Origin of the sequence: Mycobacterium decipiens (genome assembly GCF_963853665.1) — a bacterium.
GTDB classification, from domain to species: Bacteria; Actinomycetota; Actinomycetes; order Mycobacteriales; family Mycobacteriaceae; genus Mycobacterium; species Mycobacterium decipiens.
This window is the reverse complement of sequence record NZ_OY970459.1, coordinates 4,760,780-4,782,485: the sequence shown is the minus strand read 5'-3', so window position 1 is coordinate 4,782,485 and position 21,706 is coordinate 4,760,780. Positions and strand designations below refer to the sequence as shown.

The 21,706-nt window shown below is 66.6% G+C and carries 20 protein-coding genes; 14 read left to right on the top strand and 6 right to left on the bottom strand.

Annotated features, from left to right (window positions below):
• Positions 1-20: 20 nt before the first annotated feature.
• A complete protein-coding gene (locus AADZ55_RS21000; protein WP_423202334.1) occupies positions 21-1,622 on the bottom strand; it encodes a PE family protein in 1,602 nt (533 codons plus the stop codon).
• A gap of 269 nt (positions 1,623-1,891) precedes the next feature.
• Here AADZ55_RS21000 and AADZ55_RS20995 point away from each other — a divergent pair, with 269 nt between their 5' ends.
• Positions 1,892-2,725 (top strand): amidohydrolase family protein, encoded by an 834-nt coding sequence (locus AADZ55_RS20995; RefSeq protein WP_085324130.1) that lies wholly within the window; start codon positions 1,892-1,894, stop codon positions 2,723-2,725.
• On the top strand, positions 2,722-4,269 hold the full coding sequence (locus tag AADZ55_RS20990; protein ID WP_085324131.1) for an acetolactate synthase large subunit: 1,548 nt from the start codon (positions 2,722-2,724) through the stop codon (positions 4,267-4,269). Before AADZ55_RS20995 ends, AADZ55_RS20990 begins: the two co-directional genes overlap by 4 nt.
• On the opposite strand, the gene AADZ55_RS20985 is transcribed toward AADZ55_RS20990, so the two are convergent.
• From AADZ55_RS20985 to AADZ55_RS20970, 4 genes are all read right to left on the bottom strand, one after another.
• Positions 4,214-4,798 (bottom strand): PE family protein, encoded by a 585-nt coding sequence (locus AADZ55_RS20985; protein ID WP_278248587.1) that lies wholly within the window; start codon positions 4,796-4,798, stop codon positions 4,214-4,216. The two genes, AADZ55_RS20990 and AADZ55_RS20985, sit on opposite strands and share 56 nt — an antisense overlap.
• Positions 4,799-4,960: 162 nt before the next feature.
• Positions 4,961-6,457 carry a long-chain-fatty-acid--CoA ligase FadD17 gene (gene fadD17, locus AADZ55_RS20980; protein ID WP_085324132.1) on the bottom strand — a complete coding sequence of 499 codons (1,497 nt, stop codon included), beginning with the start codon at positions 6,455-6,457 and terminating at the stop codon, positions 4,961-4,963.
• 237 nt (positions 6,458-6,694) lie between these two features.
• Positions 6,695-7,792: an acyl-CoA dehydrogenase family protein gene (locus AADZ55_RS20975; RefSeq protein ID WP_085324133.1), complete on the bottom strand. Its 1,098-nt coding sequence runs from the start codon at positions 7,790-7,792 to the stop codon at positions 6,695-6,697.
• A 21-nt stretch (positions 7,793-7,813) separates the two neighbouring features.
• Positions 7,814-8,995: an acyl-CoA dehydrogenase gene (locus AADZ55_RS20970; protein ID WP_085324134.1), complete on the bottom strand. Its 1,182-nt coding sequence runs from the start codon at positions 8,993-8,995 to the stop codon at positions 7,814-7,816.
• A 247-nt stretch (positions 8,996-9,242) separates the two neighbouring features.
• Between AADZ55_RS20970 and AADZ55_RS20965 the strand changes: the two genes are divergently transcribed.
• The 12 genes from AADZ55_RS20965 to AADZ55_RS20910 all read left to right on the top strand — a co-directional run bounded on the left by AADZ55_RS20965 (position 9,243) and on the right by AADZ55_RS20910 (position 21,122).
• On the top strand, positions 9,243-9,434 hold the full coding sequence (locus tag AADZ55_RS20965; protein WP_085324135.1) for a ferredoxin: 192 nt from the start codon (positions 9,243-9,245) through the stop codon (positions 9,432-9,434).
• A 41-nt stretch (positions 9,435-9,475) separates the two neighbouring features.
• On the top strand, positions 9,476-10,444 hold the full coding sequence (locus AADZ55_RS20960) for a 3-oxoacyl-ACP reductase (RefSeq protein ID WP_085324136.1): 969 nt from the start codon (positions 9,476-9,478) through the stop codon (positions 10,442-10,444).
• Between the two features lie 236 nt (positions 10,445-10,680).
• The gene (locus tag AADZ55_RS20955) at positions 10,681-11,445 is read left to right on the top strand and encodes an MlaE family ABC transporter permease (RefSeq protein WP_085324137.1); all 765 of its coding nucleotides are present in this window, start codon (positions 10,681-10,683) and stop codon (positions 11,443-11,445) included.
• A gap of 34 nt (positions 11,446-11,479) precedes the next feature.
• Positions 11,480-12,322 (top strand): ABC transporter permease, encoded by an 843-nt coding sequence (locus AADZ55_RS20950; protein WP_085324138.1) that lies wholly within the window; start codon positions 11,480-11,482, stop codon positions 12,320-12,322.
• A gap of 6 nt (positions 12,323-12,328) precedes the next feature.
• Complete coding sequence (locus tag AADZ55_RS20945) at positions 12,329-13,531, top strand: virulence factor Mce family protein (protein WP_085324139.1); 1,203 nt, start codon at positions 12,329-12,331, stop codon at positions 13,529-13,531.
• Entirely contained in the window at positions 13,531-14,583 is a 1,053-nt protein-coding gene (locus AADZ55_RS20940; protein ID WP_085324140.1) for an MCE family protein, read from the top strand. The genes AADZ55_RS20945 and AADZ55_RS20940 overlap by 1 nt, the downstream gene beginning before the upstream one ends.
• Positions 14,573-15,637 carry a virulence factor Mce family protein gene (locus AADZ55_RS20935; protein ID WP_085324141.1) on the top strand — a complete coding sequence of 355 codons (1,065 nt, stop codon included), beginning with the start codon at positions 14,573-14,575 and terminating at the stop codon, positions 15,635-15,637. Before AADZ55_RS20940 ends, AADZ55_RS20935 begins: the two co-directional genes overlap by 11 nt.
• Positions 15,634-17,064 (top strand): virulence factor Mce family protein, encoded by a 1,431-nt coding sequence (locus AADZ55_RS20930; RefSeq protein WP_085324198.1) that lies wholly within the window; start codon positions 15,634-15,636, stop codon positions 17,062-17,064. Before AADZ55_RS20935 ends, AADZ55_RS20930 begins: the two co-directional genes overlap by 4 nt.
• Positions 17,061-18,209, top strand: a complete 1,149-nt coding sequence (locus AADZ55_RS20925; RefSeq protein ID WP_085324142.1) for a virulence factor Mce family protein — start codon at positions 17,061-17,063, stop codon at positions 18,207-18,209. Before AADZ55_RS20930 ends, AADZ55_RS20925 begins: the two co-directional genes overlap by 4 nt.
• Before the next feature lie 11 nt (positions 18,210-18,220).
• Positions 18,221-19,915, top strand: coding sequence for a virulence factor Mce family protein (locus AADZ55_RS20920; RefSeq protein ID WP_085324143.1), 1,695 nt, complete (start codon positions 18,221-18,223; stop codon positions 19,913-19,915).
• Positions 19,915-20,640 carry a mammalian cell entry protein gene (locus tag AADZ55_RS20915; RefSeq protein WP_085324144.1) on the top strand — a complete coding sequence of 242 codons (726 nt, stop codon included), beginning with the start codon at positions 19,915-19,917 and terminating at the stop codon, positions 20,638-20,640. The genes AADZ55_RS20920 and AADZ55_RS20915 overlap by 1 nt, the downstream gene beginning before the upstream one ends.
• Complete coding sequence (locus AADZ55_RS20910) at positions 20,640-21,122, top strand: mammalian cell entry protein (protein ID WP_085324145.1); 483 nt, start codon at positions 20,640-20,642, stop codon at positions 21,120-21,122. The genes AADZ55_RS20915 and AADZ55_RS20910 overlap by 1 nt, the downstream gene beginning before the upstream one ends.
• Here the strand turns inward: AADZ55_RS20910 and AADZ55_RS20905 are convergent.
• Positions 21,119-21,697, bottom strand: coding sequence for a hypothetical protein (locus AADZ55_RS20905; RefSeq protein ID WP_085324146.1), 579 nt, complete (start codon positions 21,695-21,697; stop codon positions 21,119-21,121). The two genes, AADZ55_RS20910 and AADZ55_RS20905, sit on opposite strands and share 4 nt — an antisense overlap.
• Positions 21,698-21,706 lie beyond the last annotated feature (9 nt).

Sequence of the window (21,706 nt, the reverse complement as noted above, 5' to 3'; positions counted from 1 at the left end):
GCCGGCTACGCCGCCATGGCTCAAGAAGTGGCCGGCACCCCCGGCCCCCCGTTGCCAGCGGCGCCTCCGGTGCCACCGGCGCCTCCGGCGCCTCCGACACCACCCAGGCCGGCGACCGGGCCGTCGAACCCGGTGCCGCCGGTGCCGCCGATGCCACCGCTTCCGCCCTGGCCGCCGTGCCCGCCGTGCCCGAGCAGCAGGGCGGCTCGACCCCCGGCGCCGGCGTTACCGCCGGCCCCGCCGTCGCCGCCGGCACCGCCACCGTCAGCACCGGCACCGCCTGCGCCGCCTGCGCCACCATGCCCGCCCGCACCTCCGTGCATAAGCAGGCCGCCACGCCCGCCGGTACCGCCGTCGCCGCCGGCGCCACCAGCGCCGCCACCAGCGGTACCGGTGCTGCCGGCGCCACCGTGGCCGCCACCGCCGCCCGTGCCGAACAGCCACCCGGGCCTTCCGCCGTTGCCGCCGTGGCCGCCGCCCGTACCGCCATCACCGTTTCCGCCGAGGCCGCCCTTGCCGCCGGTGCCGACCAGCCATCCGCCGTTCCCGCCCTGTCCGCCGTTGCCGCCACCGAATCCGCCGGCGCCGCCGTTTCCGCCGCCCCCGAATAGCCAGGCGGCGTCGCCGCCGGCGCCGCCCGCTCCGCCGTCGATCCCGCCAGCGCCGCCGGTAGCGCCGCTGCCGAACAGCCACCCCCCGTTCCCGCCGTTACCGCCGTTCCCGCCTCCGATGCCGCCAGCACCGCCATATCCGCCGTCGCCGCATAGCAACCCGCCGTTGCCGCCGTTGCCACCGTGCAAGCCACCGGCGCCCCCGGCACCGCCGCGGCCCCAGAGGCCGGCGGACCCACCGGTCCCACCCGTCTGGCCCGTGCCGCCTGCCGCGCCACTGCCGCCGTTGCCGAGCAGCCAGCCGCCGTTCCCGCCGTTTCCGCCGGTTCCGCCACCGATGCCGCCGTCACCGCCCATGCCGCCGGGGCCTCCGTGGCCGAACAGCCATGCATGCCCGCCGGCCCCGCCGCTGCCGCCACCGATCCCGCCCGCTCCGCCCATACCGCCGCTGCCGTGCAACCAGCCGCCAGTTCCACCGGCTCCGCCGGGTGCACCGCCGATCCCGCCGGCTCCGCCGTTACCGCCGTTACCCAGCAGCCCGGCAGATCCACCGGCACCGCCGGCCTGGCCGGGTGCGCCGGGTGCGCCATGGCCGCCGCTGCCGAACAGCAGCCCGCCCGGCCGACCGGCCCCGCCCGGGGTCGTCGCGTTGGCGCCGTCTCCGATCAGCGGGCGTCCCAGCAGCGTCTGGCTGGGCGCATTGATCAGGTTCAGCAGGCTTTGCTCGGCGTTGATGGCCTCGGCCAACATGTACGAGCCGGCTCCGGCGCGCAACGTCTGGACGAACTGCTCTTGATATCTGGCCGCCTGCGCGCTGACGGCCTGATATTCCTGGCCATGCATGCGAAACAGCGCCGCGATTCGTGCTGACACCTCGTCGGCGCCCGCTTCCAGCACCTCTATCGTGGACGCTGCCGCCGCAGCGTTAGCCACGTTGACGGTCGATCCCAGATTCGCCAGGTGTCCGACGGCTGTTGCCACGATTTCCGGGGAGAACGAGACGTACGACATCAGCAAGCTCCAACCGGCGTAGGAAAGGCTTCGCAATCTCCGCCCCACGCCGAGGATCGCTTGGGTCGGACTCTAACTACCCTCCAGGCCGATTGTCAGTCTTTTTGCGAAATTTCGTACATATAGTCTTATCAGCGCCGAATCCCATGTGTTTAGGTCTGGAATCGCGCCTAAGCGCAAGCTGGCAGCATTCCGAAAATTGGCCCGCGGGTCCGGCGGCTGTTGCTACGACGACGGCCGAACGTTGTCCGTCTACAGTCTGAAGCGCGATGACGATCGATGTGTGGATGCAGCATCCGACTCAACCGTTTCTGCGCAGCGACATGTTGGCCTCGCTTCGGCGCTGGACCGGTGGGGCCATACCGGACGCCGACATCCCGATCCAGGCGACCATTTCGTCGATGGACGCCGCCCAGGTCGATCTCGGACTGCTCAGCGCGTGGCGCGGCCCGGGCGGCCAGGACTTGATTTCCAACGACGAGGTCGCGGAATGGATCTCATTGCACCCCAACCGGTTTACCGGTCTGGCGGCGGTCGACCTGGATCGCCCAATGACGGCCGTCCGCGAGTTGCGGCGCCGAGTGAACGACGGCTTCGTGGGTCTGCGGGTGGTGCCCTGGCTGTGGAACGCACCGCCCACCGACCGCCGCTACTATCCGTTGTTCGCCGAGTGCGTCGAGTCCGCGGTGCCATTTTGTACCCAGGTCGGTCACACCGGCCCGCTGCGGCCATCGGAGACCGGACGCCCGATTCCCTACATCGACCAGGTGGCCCTCGACTTTCCGGAGCTGGTGATCGTGTGTGGGCACGTCGGCTATCCGTGGACCGAGGAAATGGTCGCGGTCGCTCGCAAGCACGAGAATGTTTACATCGACACCTCCGCCTACACCATCAAACGGCTGCCGCAAGAGCTCGTCCGATTCATGAAAACCGGGACGGGACAACGCAAAGTCTTGTTCGGCACCAATTACCCGATGATCGGCCACGCGCACGCCCTGGCGGGTCTCGGCGAGCTCGGGCTCAGCGACGACGCTCGTCGCGACTTTCTGCACAACAATGCGGAGCGGGTCTTTCGGCTCGCCGAACGAAAGGTGGAGATGTGAACGGTGCCCAGGCTCTGATCAACACTTTGGTCGACGGGGGTGTCGACGTGTGCTTCGCCAACCCTGGCACGTCGGAGATGCACTTCGTCGCGGCGCTAGACACCGTTCCGCGCATGCGCGGCGTACTGACGCTGTTCGAAGGTGCGGCCACCGGGGCGGCCGACGGCTATGCCCGCATTGCCGGCCGGCCCGCGGCGGTGCTGCTGCATCTGGGCCCCGGACTGGGCAACGGTTTGGCCAACCTGCACAACGCGCGCCGCGCCCGGGTGCCGATGGTGGTGATTGTCGGAGATCACGCCACCTACCACAAGAAGTACGACGCCCCACTGGAATCCGATATCGACGCGCTCGCCGGCACCGTCTCGGGATGGGTGCGCCGGCCCGAGGCCGCCGTCGACGTCGGCGTGGAGGCCGCCCAAGCGATCGCGGCGAGCCGATCGGGTTCGCAGATCTCGACGCTGATCCTGCCCGCGGATGTGTGTTGGTCTGACGGTGCCGACCCCGCTGCGCCGGTAACCGCTCAACCTCGGGCGGCGGGTGTTGACGTGGGCCTGATAGCCAAGGTGCTGCGGACCGGAGAACCCACGGTGATTCTGGTTGGTGGGGACGGCACCCGGGGGCCTGGATTGGCCGCGGCGGTGCGGATCGCCGAAGCAGCCGGCGCCCGCGTGTTCTGCGAAACGTTCCCGGCGCGGCTGGAGCGTGGCGCCGGCATCCCTGCCGTCGACAGGCTCCCCTACTTCGCCGAGGCTGTCGAGGCCCAGCTTGCGGGGACTAAGCATCTGGTGCTGGCCGGTGCCAAGTCACCGGTGTCGTTCTTCGCCTACCCGGGCAAGCCCAGTGATCTGGTGCCGGACGGCTGCGAAGTGCACGTGCTCGCCGAGCGCAGTGGCGCCGCCGACGCGCTGGCCGCATTGGCCGATGAGGTGGCGCCCGGGACCGCCGCTGCGCCGGCGGCCGGGTCGCGTCCGCAACTGCCGTCGGGTCCGCTGAACTCCGCATCGGCCGCGGACGTCGTCGGCGCGCTGCTGCCCGAACGCGCGATCGTGGTCGACGAGTCCAACACCTCGGGCTTGATGTTGGAGCGGGCCACCGCCGGGGCTCCGGCCCATGACTGGCTCACGCTGACCGGCGGGGCCATCGGGTACGGGATCCCGACCGCCGTCGGTGCCGCGATCGCCGCGCCGGACCGTCCAGTGCTGTGTCTGGAATCCGATGGATCGGCGATGTACACGATCTCGGGGCTGTGGACGCAGGCACGGGAGAACCTCGACGTCACCACCATCATCTACAACAACGGCGCTTATGACATTCTGCGGATAGAGCTGCAGCGCGTCGGCGCCGGGTCGGATCCCGGCCCAAAGGCAACGGATCTTCTTGACATATCGCGCCCCACAATTGATTTCGTCAAGATCGCCGAGGGCATGGGTGTTCCCGCGCGCCGCGTCACCACCTGCGAGGAACTCGCCGACGCCCTGCGCGCGGCCTTCACCGAACCCGGACCACACCTGATCGAAGCGGTGGTGCCGTCACTGTTGGGGTAGTCATCCCTGGTACCACACCTGAGCTGGTGGACCGTGCGCGCCACGGTAGTCGACGGTCGATTTCCGCCGGTGCCGCCGGCGCCGCCGTTGCCCCACAGCCCGGCCGACCCGCCGTTGCCGCCGGCCTGGCCGCCGCGCCGGCCGCACCGTTTCCGCCGCTGCCGAACAGCCAGCCGCCGTCTGCGCCGTGGCCGCCCGGCGTCGTCGCGTTGGCGCCATTGCCGATCAGCGGGCGCGACAGCAGCGTCTGCGCAGACGCAGGCAGCGCACCAATGACCGACTGCAGCGGCGACGCGCCGGCGGTCTCGGCGAGGGCGTACGACCCGGCACCCGCGGTCAGGGCCCGGACGAACTGGCTATGGAACGCTGCCGCCTGATCGGCGACCGTTTGGTAACCGCGGGCGTGATGGGAGAACAGCGTGGCGATGGCCGTCGATACCTCGTCGGCGGCCGCGGACACCACCGCCGTCGTCGAAGAGGCCGCCGCCGCGTTGCCGGCAGCCAGCGAGGCGCCCGATTCGCCCGACATCAGCGGCCACCGCCGCCAACGTCTCCGGCGAAACCAGCACAAACGACATCCGGTACCTCGCACCAAGCCGGCGGCAGCCAGGCCGTATTGATGTAATCGCTAGAGGGGGATCGTCTCGCGATCGGGACGGCTCCTTTCGTGGTTCCGCCCTAATCTGCGGGGCTACCGGCGCATCGGCCATACGGGATCGGCGCAGGCGATGCCTTCGGCCGTCAACTGGCGTTTGAGCACTTTGAAGGTCACGGTGCGCGGCAGCCCCGAGCTGACCCGCACGTATGACGGCCACTGCTTGGGCCCCAGGTCGGGTTGCTCGGCCAGGAAGGCCCGGAACTTGTCGGCGTCGAACTTTGCGTCGGGTGCCATCACCACCGCGGCCATCACCTGATCACCCACCACCGGATCGGGTATCGGATACACCGCAACCTCGGTGGCGTCGGGGTAGCGCATCAGCACCCGCTCGATGGGCGCGGTGCCGAGGTTCTCGCCGTCGACGCGCATCCAGTCGCCGAGCCGGCCTGCAAAATAGGCGTAGCCGGCGTGATCGCGGTAGGCGAGGTCGCCGCTGTGGTAGACGCCGCCGGCCATTCGCTCGGCCTCGGCGGCGGCATCGTTGTAGTAGCCCTCAAAACGGCCCGGCCCGGCGGTGTTGACCAGTTCGCCGACCACTCCGGCCGGGCACAGTTGGCCGGAGTCGGGATCGACGATCCGGATTCCCTCCGGAAGTGGGCCCAGGGCGCCGGCCGGGGTGTCAGGTGTCCGGGCGATCGCCACGCCGCCTTCCGTCGAGCCGAAGCCGTCCATGACCACGCAGCCAAACCTGCGGCCGAACCGTTCGACGTCTCCGGGCACGCCCTCGTTGCCGTACACCGCCCGCAGCGGGTTGTCCGCGTCGTCGGGTTGCTCGGGTGTCGCAAGCACATACGACAAGGGCTTGCCCACGTAATTGGCGTAGGTGACGCCATAGCGGCGGACGTCTGCCAGGAACTGTGAAGCAGAGAACTTGCGCCGCAACGCCATCGAGCCCTGGCAGGCTGCCGCCACCGCCCAGCCCACCAGCACCGCGTTGGAATGAAACAACGGCATCGAGATGTAGCAGACGTCGCCGCGGCCCAGATCGAAGCGCTGCGTCATCGTCACACCGGCGATCGCAACTTTGCCGTGGCTGCACTTCACCGCCTTCGGCTCGCCGCTGGTGCCCGAGGTGAAGATCAGCATGAAAAGGTCCGCGGGAGTCGCGGATTGAAAGCGCACCTCGGTGTTGCGTTGTGCGGCAACCTCGTCGGTCCATTCGGGGGAGTCGACGTTGATGTGCGCGACGGTGTCGAGTGCCGCCGCCGATCCCGAGTCGGCGAGCACCAGCTGGCAGTCGGCCTTGGCGATGTCGCGGGCCAGCGCGGCGCCGCGGCGCACCGGGTTGAGACCCACCGGCACGATCCCTGTCATTCCGGCGGCCGCCAGGGTCGCCGAGAAGAACGGTGTGTTTTGCAGCAGCACACCGATGTGTGGCGGACGCGTTGGGTCGAGGCGCTCCCGCAGCGCCGCAGCGATCGCCGCACCGTGTCTCAGGTGCTCGCGCCAACTGGTAAACGAGTCCTCGAAATAGACACCCCGATCGTCGATTTCGACCAGTGGCAGCAAGAGTTCGGCGACCGTGCTCAACTCGCCCGCTCCTCAGCGATCCGCTGTGCGGATCGCATCGTCGTCGGGCGGGTGCTCAACTCGTCCGCTCCTCAGCGATCCGCTGTGCGGATCGCATCGTCGTCGGGCGGGTGCTCAACTCGTCCGCTCCTCAGCGATCCGCTGTGCGGATCGCATCGTCGTCGGGCGGGTGCTCAACTCGTCCGCTCCCGTCGTCGCGAGCGTCACGCTGGTGTCACGCTCGTCACGGCGACGGGGTTAGGCAGGGGTTTCCGCCAGTTCATGGCCGATTCGGCGGAGCTGCCCGGTAGCGCCGCCCAACGCGAACTCGGTCTGCTTGGCGGCCAGGAAATAGCGGTGCACCGGGTGATCGGTGTCGACGCCGACGCCGCCGTGCACGTGCACGATGGTGTGCGCCACCCGATGCCCGGCCTCGGCGGCCCAGAACGCCGCGGTGGCGACGTCGATGTCGGCGGGAAGATCCTCGGCCACCCGCCAGGCCGCCTGAGTGAGCGTCAGCCGCAATCCCTTGACATCGATGTAGCCGTCGGCCAGCCGTTGCCCCACCGCCTGGAAGCTGCCGATCGGGCGGTCGAACTGCTCACGGGTGCGCGCATACTCGGCGGTCAACTGCAATCCGCGCTCGAGCACACCAAGCTGAAATGCGGTGCGGCCCAGAGTCCCAAGAGTACTCAGCCAAACCGCGATATCACCCCCACCGACCCGGCGCCCGGCGTCGACCTCGGTCCCATCCAGCGCCAGGTGTCCGACGCTGCCCAGGCCGGTGGTCCGCAGCGGCGTCACCGCAACCCCTGGGTCGTCGACGGCAACCAGGAAAACGGCTGTGCCGGAATCCGTTTCGGCGGGTACCAGAAATGCGTCGGCCGCCGGGGCATACCCCACCTGGGTGCGAGTGCCGGTGAGACGATGGCCAGCACCGGCACGGGTGGCCTGCACCGGACCCTCGCCCATCTCGCCGTCGAGGGCGACGGTGAGGATCTTTTCGCCGGAAACCGCCGGCACCCCCCAGCGCTGCTGCAGTTCCCCGGAGCCGAACCGGGCCAACGCGCCGGCGGCGAGTACCACCGACTCCAGGTACGGTACCGCCGCCAGCTGATGCCCCATCGCAACCAGCACCGCCACCTGCTCGAGCACGCCAAAACCCTCGCCGCCCAACGACGAAGCCGCCGCACTGGACAGGATGTCGGCGTCGACGAGCTTGCGCCACAGATCGCGGTCGAACCGTGGCTCGAGCTTGTCCAGCGCCCGTTGATGCTCGGGTGTGCACACCGCGTCCACGATGGTGTCGACCAGGCCACCGAGGTCCCGTGCCGCTTCGGTTGTCGAGAAATCCATGAATAGTCCTCCCAGATAACGTCAGCGGTTGGCCCTGGGCAGGCCCAACGCGACCATCCCGATGATGTCGCGCTGGACTTCGTTGGTGCCGCCGCCGAAGGTCAGGATCAGGCACGCCCGGTGCATCCGCTCGACCCGGCCGCGCAGCAACGCGCCCGGTGAATCCTGACGCAGGGTTGCCGCGGTGCCCAGCACCTCCATCAACAACCGGTAGGCCTCGGTGGCCAGCTCGGTTCCGAAAACCTTGGCCGCCGACGCGTCGGCCGGTGATGGGGTGGCGTCCTTCGCCGACGCCAGCTCCCAGTTGATCAACTTCAGGACCTCGACCTTGGCATGCACCCGGGCCAGATTGAGCTGCACCCACTCCGAGTCGATGAGTCGGGCTCCGCTGGCGTCCTTGGTGTTCTGCGCCCATTCGCGAACCTCGCGCAGGCACAGGAAGATCGGCGCCGGCGACACCAGGGCGACCCGCTCGTGGTTGAGCTGGTTGGTCACCAGCCGCCAGCCGGCGTTCTCCTCGCCGACCCGGTTGGTCACCGGCACCCGCACGTCGGAGAAGTAGGTGGCGCTGGTGTCCGGGCCGGCCATGGTGTGCACCGGCGTCCAGGAGAAACCGTCGGCGGTCGTGGGCACAATCAGCACCGAGATGCCGCGATGCTTTTTGACCTCCGTGTTGGTGCGCACCGCCAGCCACACGTAGTCCGCGTACGCGATCAGGCTGGTCCACATCTTCTGGCCGTTGACCACGTAGTCGTCGCCGTCGCGGACCGCGGTGGTGCGCAGGTTGGCCAGGTCGGTGCCGGCGCCGGGCTCGGAGTAGCCGATCGAGAAGTGCAAGTCCCCGGCGGCGATCTTGGGCAGGAAGGACTTCTTCTGCTCGTCGGTTCCGTAGGCCATGATCGTCGGCGCCACGCTGTTGATCGTCAGGAACGGCACCGGTGCACCGGCGATGGCGGCTTCGTCGGTGAAGATCAGCTGGTCCATCGCCGAGCGGTCCTGACCCCCGTACTCCTTGGGCCAGCCCAGGGCGAGCCATCCGTCCTTGCCCATCTGTGCGACCGTCTCCCGGTACACGTTGCCGACGCCGTACTCGCCCTGGACCGAACTCAACGCCTCTCGGCGTTCCGGGGTCATCAGCGTGCTGAAGTACGAGCGCAGCTCGCGACGCAGCTCCTCCTGTTCAGGGGTGTAACTGATGCGCATTCCAGCCGCCTCCGATCGAATGCTCGCGCCACTATCGACAGCAATTGCGTGCCGTCAACAAACCGCCAACAAACCGTCAACAACCAATGCCAACGGCTACCTGTCCGTCTCCCCGGTTGTAACACGTTCTAGTCTGGGAATCCAGCGACCGTTTCCTCGGGCGTACCAGGGCCCTATGGTGGAGCTAAGAGTCCCGGGCCGGAATAGGGCCAGGTAAGGGATGGATGGCCAGTGTAAGGAGGTTGCCGTGCGGGTGATCGTGGACCGAGACCGGTGTGAAGGGAACGCGGTGTGCTTGGGAATCGCGCCGGACATCTTCGACCTGGACGACGAGGACTATGCCGTCGTGAAGACCGATCCGATTCCCGCTGATCAGGAGGATCTGGCCGAGCAGGCTATCGCCGAATGCCCGCGCGCGGCGTTGCTGCGTGAAAACTGAGCAGGGCGTAGCCCGGAACTAGAGGTATTCATAAATTGACTATGTCCAACTGCCCGCCCCCTGCGCAGACCGCTACCGGGTCGGCATCGTCGCCGGGCTGGGGCACCAACGAGACTGATCTGTCCGGAAAGGTCGCGGTGGTCACCGGCGCGGCCGCGGGATTGGGTCGGGCCGAGGCGCTTGGCCTGGCTCGGCTGGGCGCCACCGTCGTCGTCAACGATCTCGCCTCCGCCCTGGATGGCTCCGATGTCGTCGACGAGATCACGAAGACCGGCGCTAAGGCGGTCGCGGTGACCGGCGATATCAGCCAAGGCGCCACCGCCGACGAGCTGGTCAGCTGCGCGGACGGGCTGGGCGGATTGCACATCGTGGTGAACAACGCCGGCATCACCCGCGACCGGATGCTGTTCAACATGTCCGATGAGGAATGGGACGCCGTGATCGCGGTGCACCTGCGCGGTCATTTTCTGCTCACCCGCAACGCCGCCGCCTACTGGCGGGGCAAAGCGAAGCAGGCCAGCGGGGGACCGGTCTACGGCCGGCTCGTCAACACCTCGTCGGAGGCGGGTTTGGTGGGCCCGGTGGGGCAGGCGAACTACGCCGCCGCCAAGGCGGGCATCACCGCGCTGACCCTGTCGGCCGCGCGGGCACTGGGGCGGTACCGGGTTTGCGCGAACGTGATCTGTCCGCGGGCCCGCACCGCCATGACGGCCGATGTGTTCGGTGCCGCTCCCGAAAACGAACAGGGCCAGATCGACCCGTTGTCACCGGAGCATGTGGTGAGCCTGGTCCGGTTTCTGGTGTCCCCGGCTGCCGCGGAAGTCAACGGTCAGGTGTTCATCGTCTACGGTCCGCAGGTGACGTTGGTGTCGGCGCCGCAGATTGAGCGCCGCTTCACCGCGGACGGTTCGGCTTGGGAGCCCGCCCAGCTCAACGTGACGTTGCGCGAGTATTTTGCCGGTCGGGATCCGGAACACAACTTTGCTGCGACCGGTCTGATGCGCGAGTGAGGGGATTTGCCGCCCTTTCGTGCGGCCCGCCCGACAGGTAGAACCTGTGTCAGATCACCGCCGCAACAACGGGCCTAACCAGCGAAATTGACGTGGTCGATCGGCAACGCTCTTCATTGACAATGGAAACTTGTTCTGGGTTACGATGGGCCGGCTCACACCGAGCAACCTGCGGCCCTGGGTGCGTTCAGGAGACTCACAGGCTTCGCCGCAAGCAGTAGATCGGGGGAACCCAGTTGATTCAACAACTTGCGGTTCCGGCCCGGGCAGTCGGCGGGTTTTTCGAAATGTCAATAGACACCGCGCGTGCCGCTTTCCGTCGGCCGTTCCAGTTCCGCGAGTTTTTGGACCAAACCTGGATGGTGGCCCGCGTCTCGTTAGTCCCGACGCTGCTGGTGTCCATACCGTTCACGGTCCTGGTGGCGTTCACCCTCAACATCCTGCTGCGTGAAATCGGCGCCGCCGACCTGTCCGGCGCCGGAACGGCGTTCGGCACCATCACCCAGTTGGGCCCGGTTGTGACGGTGTTGGTGGTGGCCGGTGCCGGTGCCACGGCGATCTGCGCCGACCTGGGCGCTCGCACCATCCGTGAGGAAATCGATGCGATGCGGGTGCTGGGCATCGACCCGATCCAGCGGCTGGTGGTGCCCAGGGTCCTGGCGTCCACGTTGGTTGCGCTCCTGCTAAACGGATTGGTGTGCGCCATCGGCTTATCCGGCGGCTACGTGTTCTCCGTCTTCCTTCAAGGTGTCAACCCGGGTGCGTTCATCAACGGGCTGACCGTGCTCACCGGACTGCGCGAGTTGATACTGGCGGAGATCAAGGCATTGCTATTCGGAGTCATGGCCGGGCTGGTCGGGTGTTACCGCGGTCTGACGGTCAAGGGTGGGCCCAAGGGCGTGGGCAATGCCGTCAACGAGACCGTCGTCTACGCGTTCATCTGTCTTTTCGTCATCAACGTAGTCATGACCGCAATCGGTGTGCGAATCTCGGCGCGGTAACAAACTATGGTGAAAAAGCGATGGTGATGAAGCGATGAGCTACGACGTCACTATCCGATTTCGCCGCTTCTTTTCCCGGCTCCAGCGGCCGGCCGACAACCTTGGCGAGCAGGCGTTGTTCTACGGCGAAACCATGCGCTACATCCCCAACGCCATCACCCGCTACCGCAAGGAGACGATCCGGCTGGTTGCCGAGATGACGCTGGGCGCAGGGGCACTCGTCATGATCGGTGGCACGGTCGGGGTCGCGGCCTTCCTGACCCTGGCTTCCGGTGGGGTTATCGCCGTGCAGGGGTACTCGTCGCTGGGCGACATCGGCATCGAGGCGCTGACCGGGTTCCTCTCCGCCTTCCTGAACGTCCGTGTCGTCGCCCCGGTGATTGCGGGTATCGCACTGGCGGCCACCATCGGCGCTGGCGCCACCGCGCAACTGGGCGCCATGCGGGTCTCCGAGGAGATCGACGCGGTCGAATGCATGGCGGTGCACTCGGTTTCGTATTTGGTGTCAACCCGGCTGATCGCCGGCCTGGTCGCGATCATTCCGCTGTATTCGCTGTCGGTGCTCGCCGCGTTCTTCGCGGCCCGCTTCACCACGGTGTTCGTCAACGGCCAGTCCGCGGGCCTGTACGACCATTACTTCAACACCTTCCTCATCCCAGCCGATCTGTTGTGGTCGTTCCTGCAGGCCATCGTGATGGCTATCGCGGTGATGCTGGTGCATACCTATTACGGCTATAACGCCAGCGGCGGGTCGGTCGGTGTCGGCATCGCGGTCGGGCAGGCGGTGCGGACCTCGCTGATCGTTGTCGTCGTTATTACTTTGTTCATCTCGCTGGCGGTTTACGGCGCTTCCGGTAACTTCAATCTCTCTGGGTAAACGACTATGGCAAAGACCGGATCGCGACGCACTTCCGTCAGACTGGCGGCGGCGGTGCTGGCGGGCTTGATTGTGGGTTTCGCGGTCCTGACTTACCTTTCCTACACCGCGGCGTTCACCTCGACCGACACCGTGACCCTTGGCGCGCCGCGGGCCGGGCTGGTGATGGAGAGGGGCGCCAAAGTCAAGTACCGCGGCATTCAGGTCGGCAAGGTCGAAGACATCAGCTACAGCGGCGACCAGGCGCGGCTGAAGCTGGCGATCTACAGCGGTGACATGCGCTTCATCCCCGCCAACGCGACGGTTCGCATCGCGGGTAACACCATCTTCGGCGCCAAATCGGTGGAATTCATTCCGCCCGAGACGCCGGCCGCGAAATCATTGGCGCCGAATGCGCATGTGCAAGCCTCTGCGGTACAACTGGAAGTCAACACCCTGTTCCAGTCGCTAATCGACCTGCTGCACAAGGTCGACCCGGTCGAATTGAACGGGACCCTGAGCGCGCTGTCCGAGGGCCTGCGCGGGCACGGCGACGACTTGGGTGCCCTGCTGTCGGGGCTGAATACCCTGACCCGCCAGGCGAACCCGAAGCTGCCCGCCTTGCAGGAGGATTTCCGTAAGGCAGGGATCGTCACCGGCATCTACGCCGACGCGGCCCCCAACCTCAACACCGTTTTCGACAACCTGCCAACGATCAACAAGACCGTCGTGGACCAACAGAACAACCTGAACGACACGCTGTTGGCCACGATCGGCTTGTCCAACACTGCCTACGAGACGTTGGAGCCGGCCGAGCAGAATTTCATCGACGCCATCAACAGGCTGCGGGCCCCGCTCAAGGTTGCCGGCGACTACTCGCCGGAATTCGGTTGCCTATTCAAGGGAATCACGCGAGGCGTCAAGGAATTCGGCCCGCTGATCGGTGGCCGCAAAGCGGGTCTGTTCACCTCGTCGAGCTTCGTCTTGGGCGCGCCCTCCTACACCTATCCGGAGAGCCTGCCGATCGTCAATGCCTCTGGTGGTCCGAACTGCCGCGGGTTGCCCGACATTCCGACCAAGCAGACCGGCGGCTCGTTCTACCGGGCGCCCTTCTTGGTCACGGACAACGCCTACATCCCCTACGAGCCGTTCACTGAAGTGCAGGTCGACGCGCCCTCGACGTTGCAGTTCTTGTTCCACGGCGCTTTCGCGGAACGGGACGACTTCTGATGGCGGGCGCGGGTGTGCCGTCGCACCGGTCGATGATGATCAAGGTCAGCATCTTCGCGGTGGTCATGTTGGTCGTGGCCGCGGCTTTGGTGGTGGTGTTCGGTGACTTCCGGTTCGGTCCGGCAAGCTCCTACCACGCGACATTTCTGGACGCGTCGCGGTTGAAGGCCGGCCAGAAGGTCCGCATCGCGGGGGTGCCGGTCGGCTCGGTGAAGGGCGTCAAGCTCAACCGCGACAACAGCGTGGACGTGACCTTCGGCGTCGACAAGCGCTACACCCTGTACTCGTCCACACGGGCGGTGGTTCGGTACGAAAACCTGGTCGGGGACCGGTACCTGGAGATCACGTCGGGTCCCGGGGAGTTGCGGAAGCTGCCGCCGGGCGGGACGATCGACGCCCGCCACACCCAGCCGGCGTTGGATCTCGATGCGCTGCTGGGTGGCCTGCGGCCGGTGACCAGGGGCCTGGACGCAGACAAGGTCAACACGATCACCAGCGCCGTAATCGAATTGCTGCAGGGCCAGGGCGGAGCGCTGTCGGGCGTGCTCGCCGACACCAGTGCCTTCTCGTCGGCGCTGGCCAGGCGCGACCAGTTGATCGGCGACGTGATCAACAACCTCAACACGGTGCTTGGCACCGTCGACCAGAAGAGCGCCCAATTTTCGGCCAGCGTGGACCAGCTGCAGCAGCTGATCACCGGGCTGGCGGACAACCGGGACGCGATCGCGGGTGCGATTCCGCCGCTGGCGTCGACGACGACCGACCTGACGCAACTGCTGCGGAACTCCCGCCGCCCGCTGCAGGGCATCTTGCAAAACGTCCGGCCGCTGGCCACCGAACTGGATGACCGTAAGGCCGAGATCAACAACGACGTCGAGCAATTGGGCGAGGACTATGTGCGGCTGGCCGCGCTGGGCAGCTACGGAGCGTTCTTCAACATTTACTTCTGCACGGTGACGATCAAGATTAACGGACCGGCCGGCAGCGACATCCTGCTGCCGATCGGCGGCCAGCCGGATCCCAGCAAGGGGAGGTGCGCTTTTGACCACTAATCCCAAGCGTGAGCGCGACCCGCTTCGCACCGGCGTCTTCGGCGTCGTGCTGGTGGTCTGCGTCGTGTTGATCGCGTTCGGCTACAGCAGCATTCCGTTCTTCCCGCAGGGCAAGACGTACACCGCTTATTTCGCCGACGCCGCTGGTATCACGCCCGGTAACTCCGTGTACGTGTCGGGTATCAAGGTGGGCAACGTGACGGGTGTGGGTCTGGCCGGGGACAGCGCCAAGATCACCTTCAACGTGGACCGTAAGGTCGCCGTCGGCGACCAGTCACTTGCCGCGATCCGGACCGACACCATCCTCGGCGAGCGTTCCGTCGCGGTCACTCCGGCCGGCACCGGCAAGGCGACCACCATCCCGTTGAGCCGCACCACCACGCCCTACACGCTCGCCGGCGCCCTGCAGGATCTGGGGCAAAGCGCGAACGACATCGATAAGCCCCGGCTAGAGCAGGCGCTGACGGTACTTACCGAATCGTTGCACGACGCCACCCCGCAGCTGCGTGGCGCTTTGGACGGGGTGACGTCGCTGTCCCGCACGCTGAACCGCCGTGACGAAGCCCTCCAAGGTCTGCTCTCGCGGGCAAAGTCGGTCACGTCGGTGTTGTCGGAACGAGCCCAGCAGGTCAACAAGCTGGTCAACGACGGTAACCGGTTGTTTGCCGTGCTCGACGAGCGACGTGGGGCGCTCAGTGCGCTGATCTCCGGGATAGACGATCTCGCAGCCCAGATTTCCGGCTTTGTCGCCGACAACCGCAAGGAGTTCGGGCCGGCTCTGAGCAAGCTCAACCTGGTGTTGGCCAATCTCAACGAACGCCGCGACTACATCACCGAAGCGCTCAAACGGCTGCCCCCGTACGCCACCTCGTTGGGCGAGGTGGTTGGCTCGGGACCCGGATTCAACGTCAACGTCTACAGCGTGCTGCCGGCGCCGCTGGTGGCCACCATGTTCGACCTCGTCTTCCAGCCGGGCAAGCTCCCGGACAGCCTCGCGGACTACTTGCGGGGCTTCATCCAGGAGCGGTGGATCATCAGGCCGAAGTCGCCATGATGAAACGGATTCTCGGTAGCCGGGGGCTGCGCTACGCCACCGTGATCGCGCTGGTCGCGGCGCTGGTCGGCGGCGTGTACGTGCTCTCGTCCGCGGGCAACGACCGAACCATTGTGGGCTACTTCACCTCCGCTGTCGGGATCTATCCCGGGGACGAGGTCCGGGTCCTCGGTGTTCCGGTGGGCAAGATCGACGCGATTGAACCGCGCCCATCCGACGTCAAGATCACCATGTCGGTGGCCAAGGACGTCAAGGTGCCAGCGGACGTCCAGGCCATTATCATCTCGCCAAACCTGGTGGCGGCTCGGTTCATTCAACTGACCCCGGTATATGCCAGCGGAGCGGTGTTGCCCGATGGCGCAAGCATCAATCTGTCGCGCACCGGGGTCCCGGTGGAGTGGGACGAAGTCAAGGAAGCGCTGACCCAACTGGCTGTTGAGCTCAGCCCGACGGCGGGAGAGCTGCAAGGGCCGCTGGGGTTGGCGATCAACCAGGCCGCGGATACCCTCAACGGCAACGGCGACTCGTTCCACAACGCGTTGCGGGAGCTATCGCAAGTTGCTGGGCGCCTGGGGGATTCGCGCAACGACATCTTCGGCACAGTCAAGAGCCTGCAGATACTGGTTGACGCGCTATCGGAGAGCAACGAACAGATCGTGCAGTTCGCCGGACACGTGGCGTCGGTGTCGCAGGTGCTTGCCGACAGCTCGCGGAATCTGGACCACACCCTGGGCACTCTCAACCAGGCGTTGTCGGACATCAGAGGGTTCCTGCACGAAAACAACTCGACGCTGATCGAAACGGTCAATCAGCTCAACGATCTTGCCAAGACGTTGAGTGACCAGAGCGAGAACCTCGAGCAGGTGCTGCACGTGGCGGGCCCAGCTATCACCAACTTCTACAACATCTATGACCCAGCGCAGGGCACGTTGAACGGTCTGCTGTCGATACCCAACTTCGCCAACCCCGTGCAATTCATCTGCGGCGGTTCCTTCGACACCGCCGCCGGCACATCCGCACCCGACTACTTCAGGCGGGCCGAGCTCTGCCGTGAGCGGCTTGGGCCGGTGCTGCGGCGGCTCACCGTGAACTTCCCCCCGCTCATGTTCCACCCGCTCAATACGATCACGGCGTACAAGGGGCAGATCATCTACGACACCCCGGCCACCCAGGCCAAGGCGGAGACCCCGGTTCCGGAGCTGACGTGGATACCCGCCAACGGACACGCGCCGGCCCCACAGCCGACCGATCTGCAGAGCCTGCTGGTTCCCCCCGTCCCGGGGCCGGCGCCCGGTCCGGGTCCCGCTGCTGGCCCGGCGCCGGACGCGGCCGCGCCAGCCGGGCAGACCCGTGATCCCGCGCCCGGACCCCCGCCGAGCGCGGCGCCTGGGGGGCCATTGCCGGCCGAGCAGGGGGCCGGCGGATGAAGCGAATCTGGTTGCGCGGCAGCGTCTTGGCGGCAGGCAGCGCGCTGCTGGCCGGGTGTCAGTTCGGCGGGCTGAATTCACTGCCGCTGCCCGGCACCGCCGGTCACGGTCCGGGTGCCTACGAGATCATCGTGGAAATGCCGGACGTGGCGACGCTGCCGCAGAACTCACCGGTCATGGTCGATGACGTCACCGTCGGCAGCGTCTCCGGTATTACCGCCGAGCAGCGGTCGGACGGATCCTTTTATGCCGCAGTGCAACTGTCGCTGGACCAGAACGTGGTGCTGCCGGCCAACGCGATCGCAAAGGTCTCCCAGACGTCGTTGCTGGGCTCGATGCATGTCGAGCTGGCGCGCCCGGTGGACAAGCCGGCCATCGGCAGGCTGGTCGACGGGTCGAGAATCCCGGAGTCCCGCACGGGCCGTTTCCCCACCACCGAGGAGGTGTTCTCGGCCCTCGGTGTGGTGGTCAACAAGGGCAATTTCGGTGCGCTGGAAGAGATCACCGACGAGGCCTACCAAGCCGTGGCGGGCCGCCAGGGTCAGTTCGTCGATCTGGTGCCACGGCTGGCGGAGTTGACCGCGGGACTCAACCGGCAAGTCAACGACATCATCGACGCGGTAGAGGGATTGAACCGATTCTCGGCGATCCTGGCGCGCGATAAGGACAACTTGGGCCGGGCGTTGGACACCCTGCCGGAGGCGGTTCGGGTGCTCAACAAGAATCGCGAGCACATCGTCGACGCCTTTGCCGCACTCAAGAGGTTGGCGACGGTCACGTCGCACGTGCTCGCCAAGACCAAGGTGGACTTCGCCGAGGACCTCAGATCCCTGTACCCGGTCGTAAAGGCGCTCAGCGACAACCGCAGTGATTTCGTCACGGCGCAGCAGATATTGCTGACGTTCCCGTTCCCCAATTTCGGCATCAAGCAAGCGGTGCGCGGCGACTACCTCAACGTGTTCACCACGTTCGATCTCACCCTGCGCCGGATCGGTGAGACGTTCTTCACCACCTCCTATTTCGACCCGAACATGGCGCACATGGCCGAGATCGTCAACCCGCCCGACTTCCTGGTCGGCGAACTGGCCAACCTGTCCGGACAAGCGGCCGATCCATTCACCATTCCGGCCGGGTCCGGACAGTAGGGGCGGCGCAGATGATCGACAGACTGACCAGGATCCAGCTGGCAATATTTGCGGTGGTCACCGTCATCACGCTGACCGTGATGGGGATCTTCTATCTACGTTTGCCTGCCACATTTGGCGTCGGCACCTTCATCGTGACTGCCGACTTCGTCGCCGGCGGCGGTCTGTACAAGAACGCCAACGTCACCTATCGGGGTGTCGCGGTCGGACGGGTCGATTCGGTGGGGCTGAACCCAGCTGGAGTCACTGCCGAAATGCGGCTGAACAGCGGCACGTCCATCCCGTCGAACGTCATCGCCACCGTGAAGAGTGTGTCGGCCGTCGGTGAGCAGTACGTCGATCTGGTGCCGCCCGACCCGCCGGCCTCGACCAAATTACGCAACGGGTCCCGGATCGAGCGCAAGAACACCCGCATCGGCCAAGATGTCGCTGCGTTGCTGCGTCAGGCCGAGAAGCTGGTCGACAGCCTCGGTGACACCCGGCTCCAAGAGGTGCTGCGCGAGACGTTCGCCGCCACCAACGGGTCCGGTCCCGAGCTGGCCCGGCTGATCGAATCGGCCCGGCTGCTGGTGGACGCGGCCAACGACAACTATCCGCAGGTCTCGCAGTTGATCGACCAGGCCGGCCCGTTCCTGCAAGCCCAGATCCGCGCGGGCGGTGACATCAAGTCCCTCGCGGACGGGCTGGCCAGGTTCACCTCGGAGCTGCGTGCGGCCGATCCGCGGCTGCGCGACACGTTGGCCACCGCCCCCGATGCGATCGACGAAGCCAACACCGCGTTCTCCGGGATCCGCCCTTCCTTCCCGGCACTGGCGGCTAGCCTGGCTAACTTGGGCCGGGTGGGCGTGATCTATCACAAGTCGATCGAACAGCTGCTGGTGGTCTTTCCGGCGCTGTTCGCCGCGATCACGACGGCCGCCGGCGGCGTACCCCAAGACGAGGGCGCCAAGCTGGACTTCAAGATCGACCTGAACGACCCGCCGCCGTGCATGACCGGCTTCCTGCCTCCGCCATTGATCAGGTCGCCCGCCGACGAGTCGGTGCGCGAACTCCCAACGGATATGTACTGCAAGACGGCGCAGAACGATCCCAGCGCCGTGCGCGGCGCCCGCAACTACCCGTGCCAGGAGTACCCCGGCAAGCGCGCCCCCACGGTGCAGCTTTGCCGCGACCCGAAGGGCTACATTCCGACCGGTACCAACCCGTGGCGCGGTCCGCCTATCCCGTACGGCACACCGATAACGGACGGGCTGAACGTATTGCCGCCCAACAAGTTCCCGTTCATTCCACCGGACGCCGAACCGGACCCGGGTGTTCCCATTGTGGGCCCGCCCCCGCCCGGTGTGGTACCCGGCCCGGGCCCGGCGCCGCACCAGCCGGCGCAGCCCGCGCCGCCGCCCAACGACAACGGGCCGCCGCCACCGTTCACGTCGTGGATGCCGCCGGACTATCCGCCGCAGCCGCCACTGCTTCCGTATCCGAAGACGCTGCCGCCCCCGCCTCCGCCGTTGGGCACCGGCCCGGCGCCCGGCCCGGCGCCTGGTCCAGAACCGCAGGCAAGCGGCGCGGCCTACAGCGTTTACGACCAAACCACGGGAGTCTTCCAGGACCCGCTGGGCGGCACTGGTATTTTCGCGCCCGGAGTCAGCGGTATATCTAGCGCCGAGAATTGGGTGGACCTGATGCGTGATCCGAGGCCGATGTAGTGGCCGATGCAGCGGCTTCCCCAGCAACGAGGCAGCAATCGCCAACGCAACGCGTTCGTCGGCGGGCATCCCGCGCGGCGGGTCCCGCGAGAAGCGCGTCCACCAACCTCGGGACAGATAACGGCGCGGTCGAGGTGGAGGTCGCCAAAGCGGCCCCGAAGCGGCCGGTCAAGCCCCTCAAATCCGTCCGACCGCCGCCGCGGCGGCCCGCTCACCGGGCCTTGGTCGGATGGATCTCGGTGGCCGCCGGGTTGTTGCTGGTTGCCGCGCTGGCCGGCTGCCTGACCGTGCTGGTCCTCCAGCATCGGCATGCGGAAGCGGCGCAGGCCCGCGATCAGCGCTTTGTCGACACCGCCACTCAAACCGTGGTCAACATGTTCAGCTACACACCGGACACCATCGATGAGAGCGTGGACCGCTTCGTCAGCGGCACCAGTGGGCCGCTTCGCGGCATGCTCAGCGCCAACAACAACGTGGACAATCTCAAGGGCCTGTTTCGGGCCACCAACGCGACATCGGAGGCCGTCATCAACGGTGCTGCCTTGGAAGGCGTCGACGAAGTCAGCGACAACGCATCGGTGCTGGTGTCGGTGCGGGTGACGGTCGCCGACATCGACGGCGTCAACAAGCCGTCGATGCCCTACCGTCTTCGGGTCATCGTGCACGAGGACGAGAATGGCCGAATGACCGGCTACGACTTGAAGTACCCGGATGGGGGTAACTGATGCGACGGCTGGCTTTCGTCGGCTACCCGCTGATGGTCGCCGTCATCGTGGGTCTGTCCGCCGCCGGTGGCTGGTTCTATTGGGAGCGGGTGCAGGCTCGGGGCGAGGCGTCCGCGCGGGCACTACTACCGAAGCTGGCCAAGGACGAAATCCCGCAGGTTTTCGGCTATGACTACCAGACCGTCGAGCGCAGCCTCACCGCGGCGTACCCGCTGCTGACGCCCGCCTACCGCCACGAGTTCCAGAAGAGCGCCAATGCGCAGATCATCCCGGAGGCGAAGAAGCGCGAGGTGGTCGTTCAGGCCAATGTCGTCGGCGTGGGAGTGCTGGACGCCAAACGGGATTCGGCATCGGTGATGGTCTACATGAACCGCACCGTGACCGACAAGACCCGGCAGCCGCTCTACGACGGCAGCCGGCTGCGGGTGGATTTCCAGCGGATTGACGGCAAATGGCTGATCGCCTACATCACGCCCATCTAGTAGCACATCGCAATGTTGTTGCAGTACAACGGGTAACGCTCGATCGGGCTGGGCGGGGGCCCGGTCAGCTGCAGTGAAAACGGTTGCTTGCTCATCTCCGGCTGCAGGCCACAGACGGCACCGTGCAACGTGGTGTGGGTCCCGGTGAGCGTCTCGTCGCTGAACGCGTAGGTTTCGGTAGACGGCGCGGTACCACCGCCCGGACACAACACCCCGTCCGCCCGATCTATCTGGAAGGTCCACAGCATGCTGCTCATCCGCGCCCGGCCGCTGAAGTTCTGCAGGCCGTCCGCACGGGTGATCTGCTGGGGCGTCGTACTCACCACGTTGAGAGCACACTGGAACGCCCACACGATTGGGTCGGAATAGTCATTCATGTTGCGGGTTCCGGATGGCTGATCGCACAGTGCGGTGATTGTCCAGGTCACTCCGGACACGCCCGCCTGGTGGAAGGCGTATGCGCCGTCCGGCGGTGGTCCGAGCGCGCGCGCTGGGTCGCCCGACTCGAACGCGATTCCCAGCGCGACGACCGAGACAACGCCGGCGCCCGCGGCCAACCCGCGACGAACGTTCATATCGTTCCT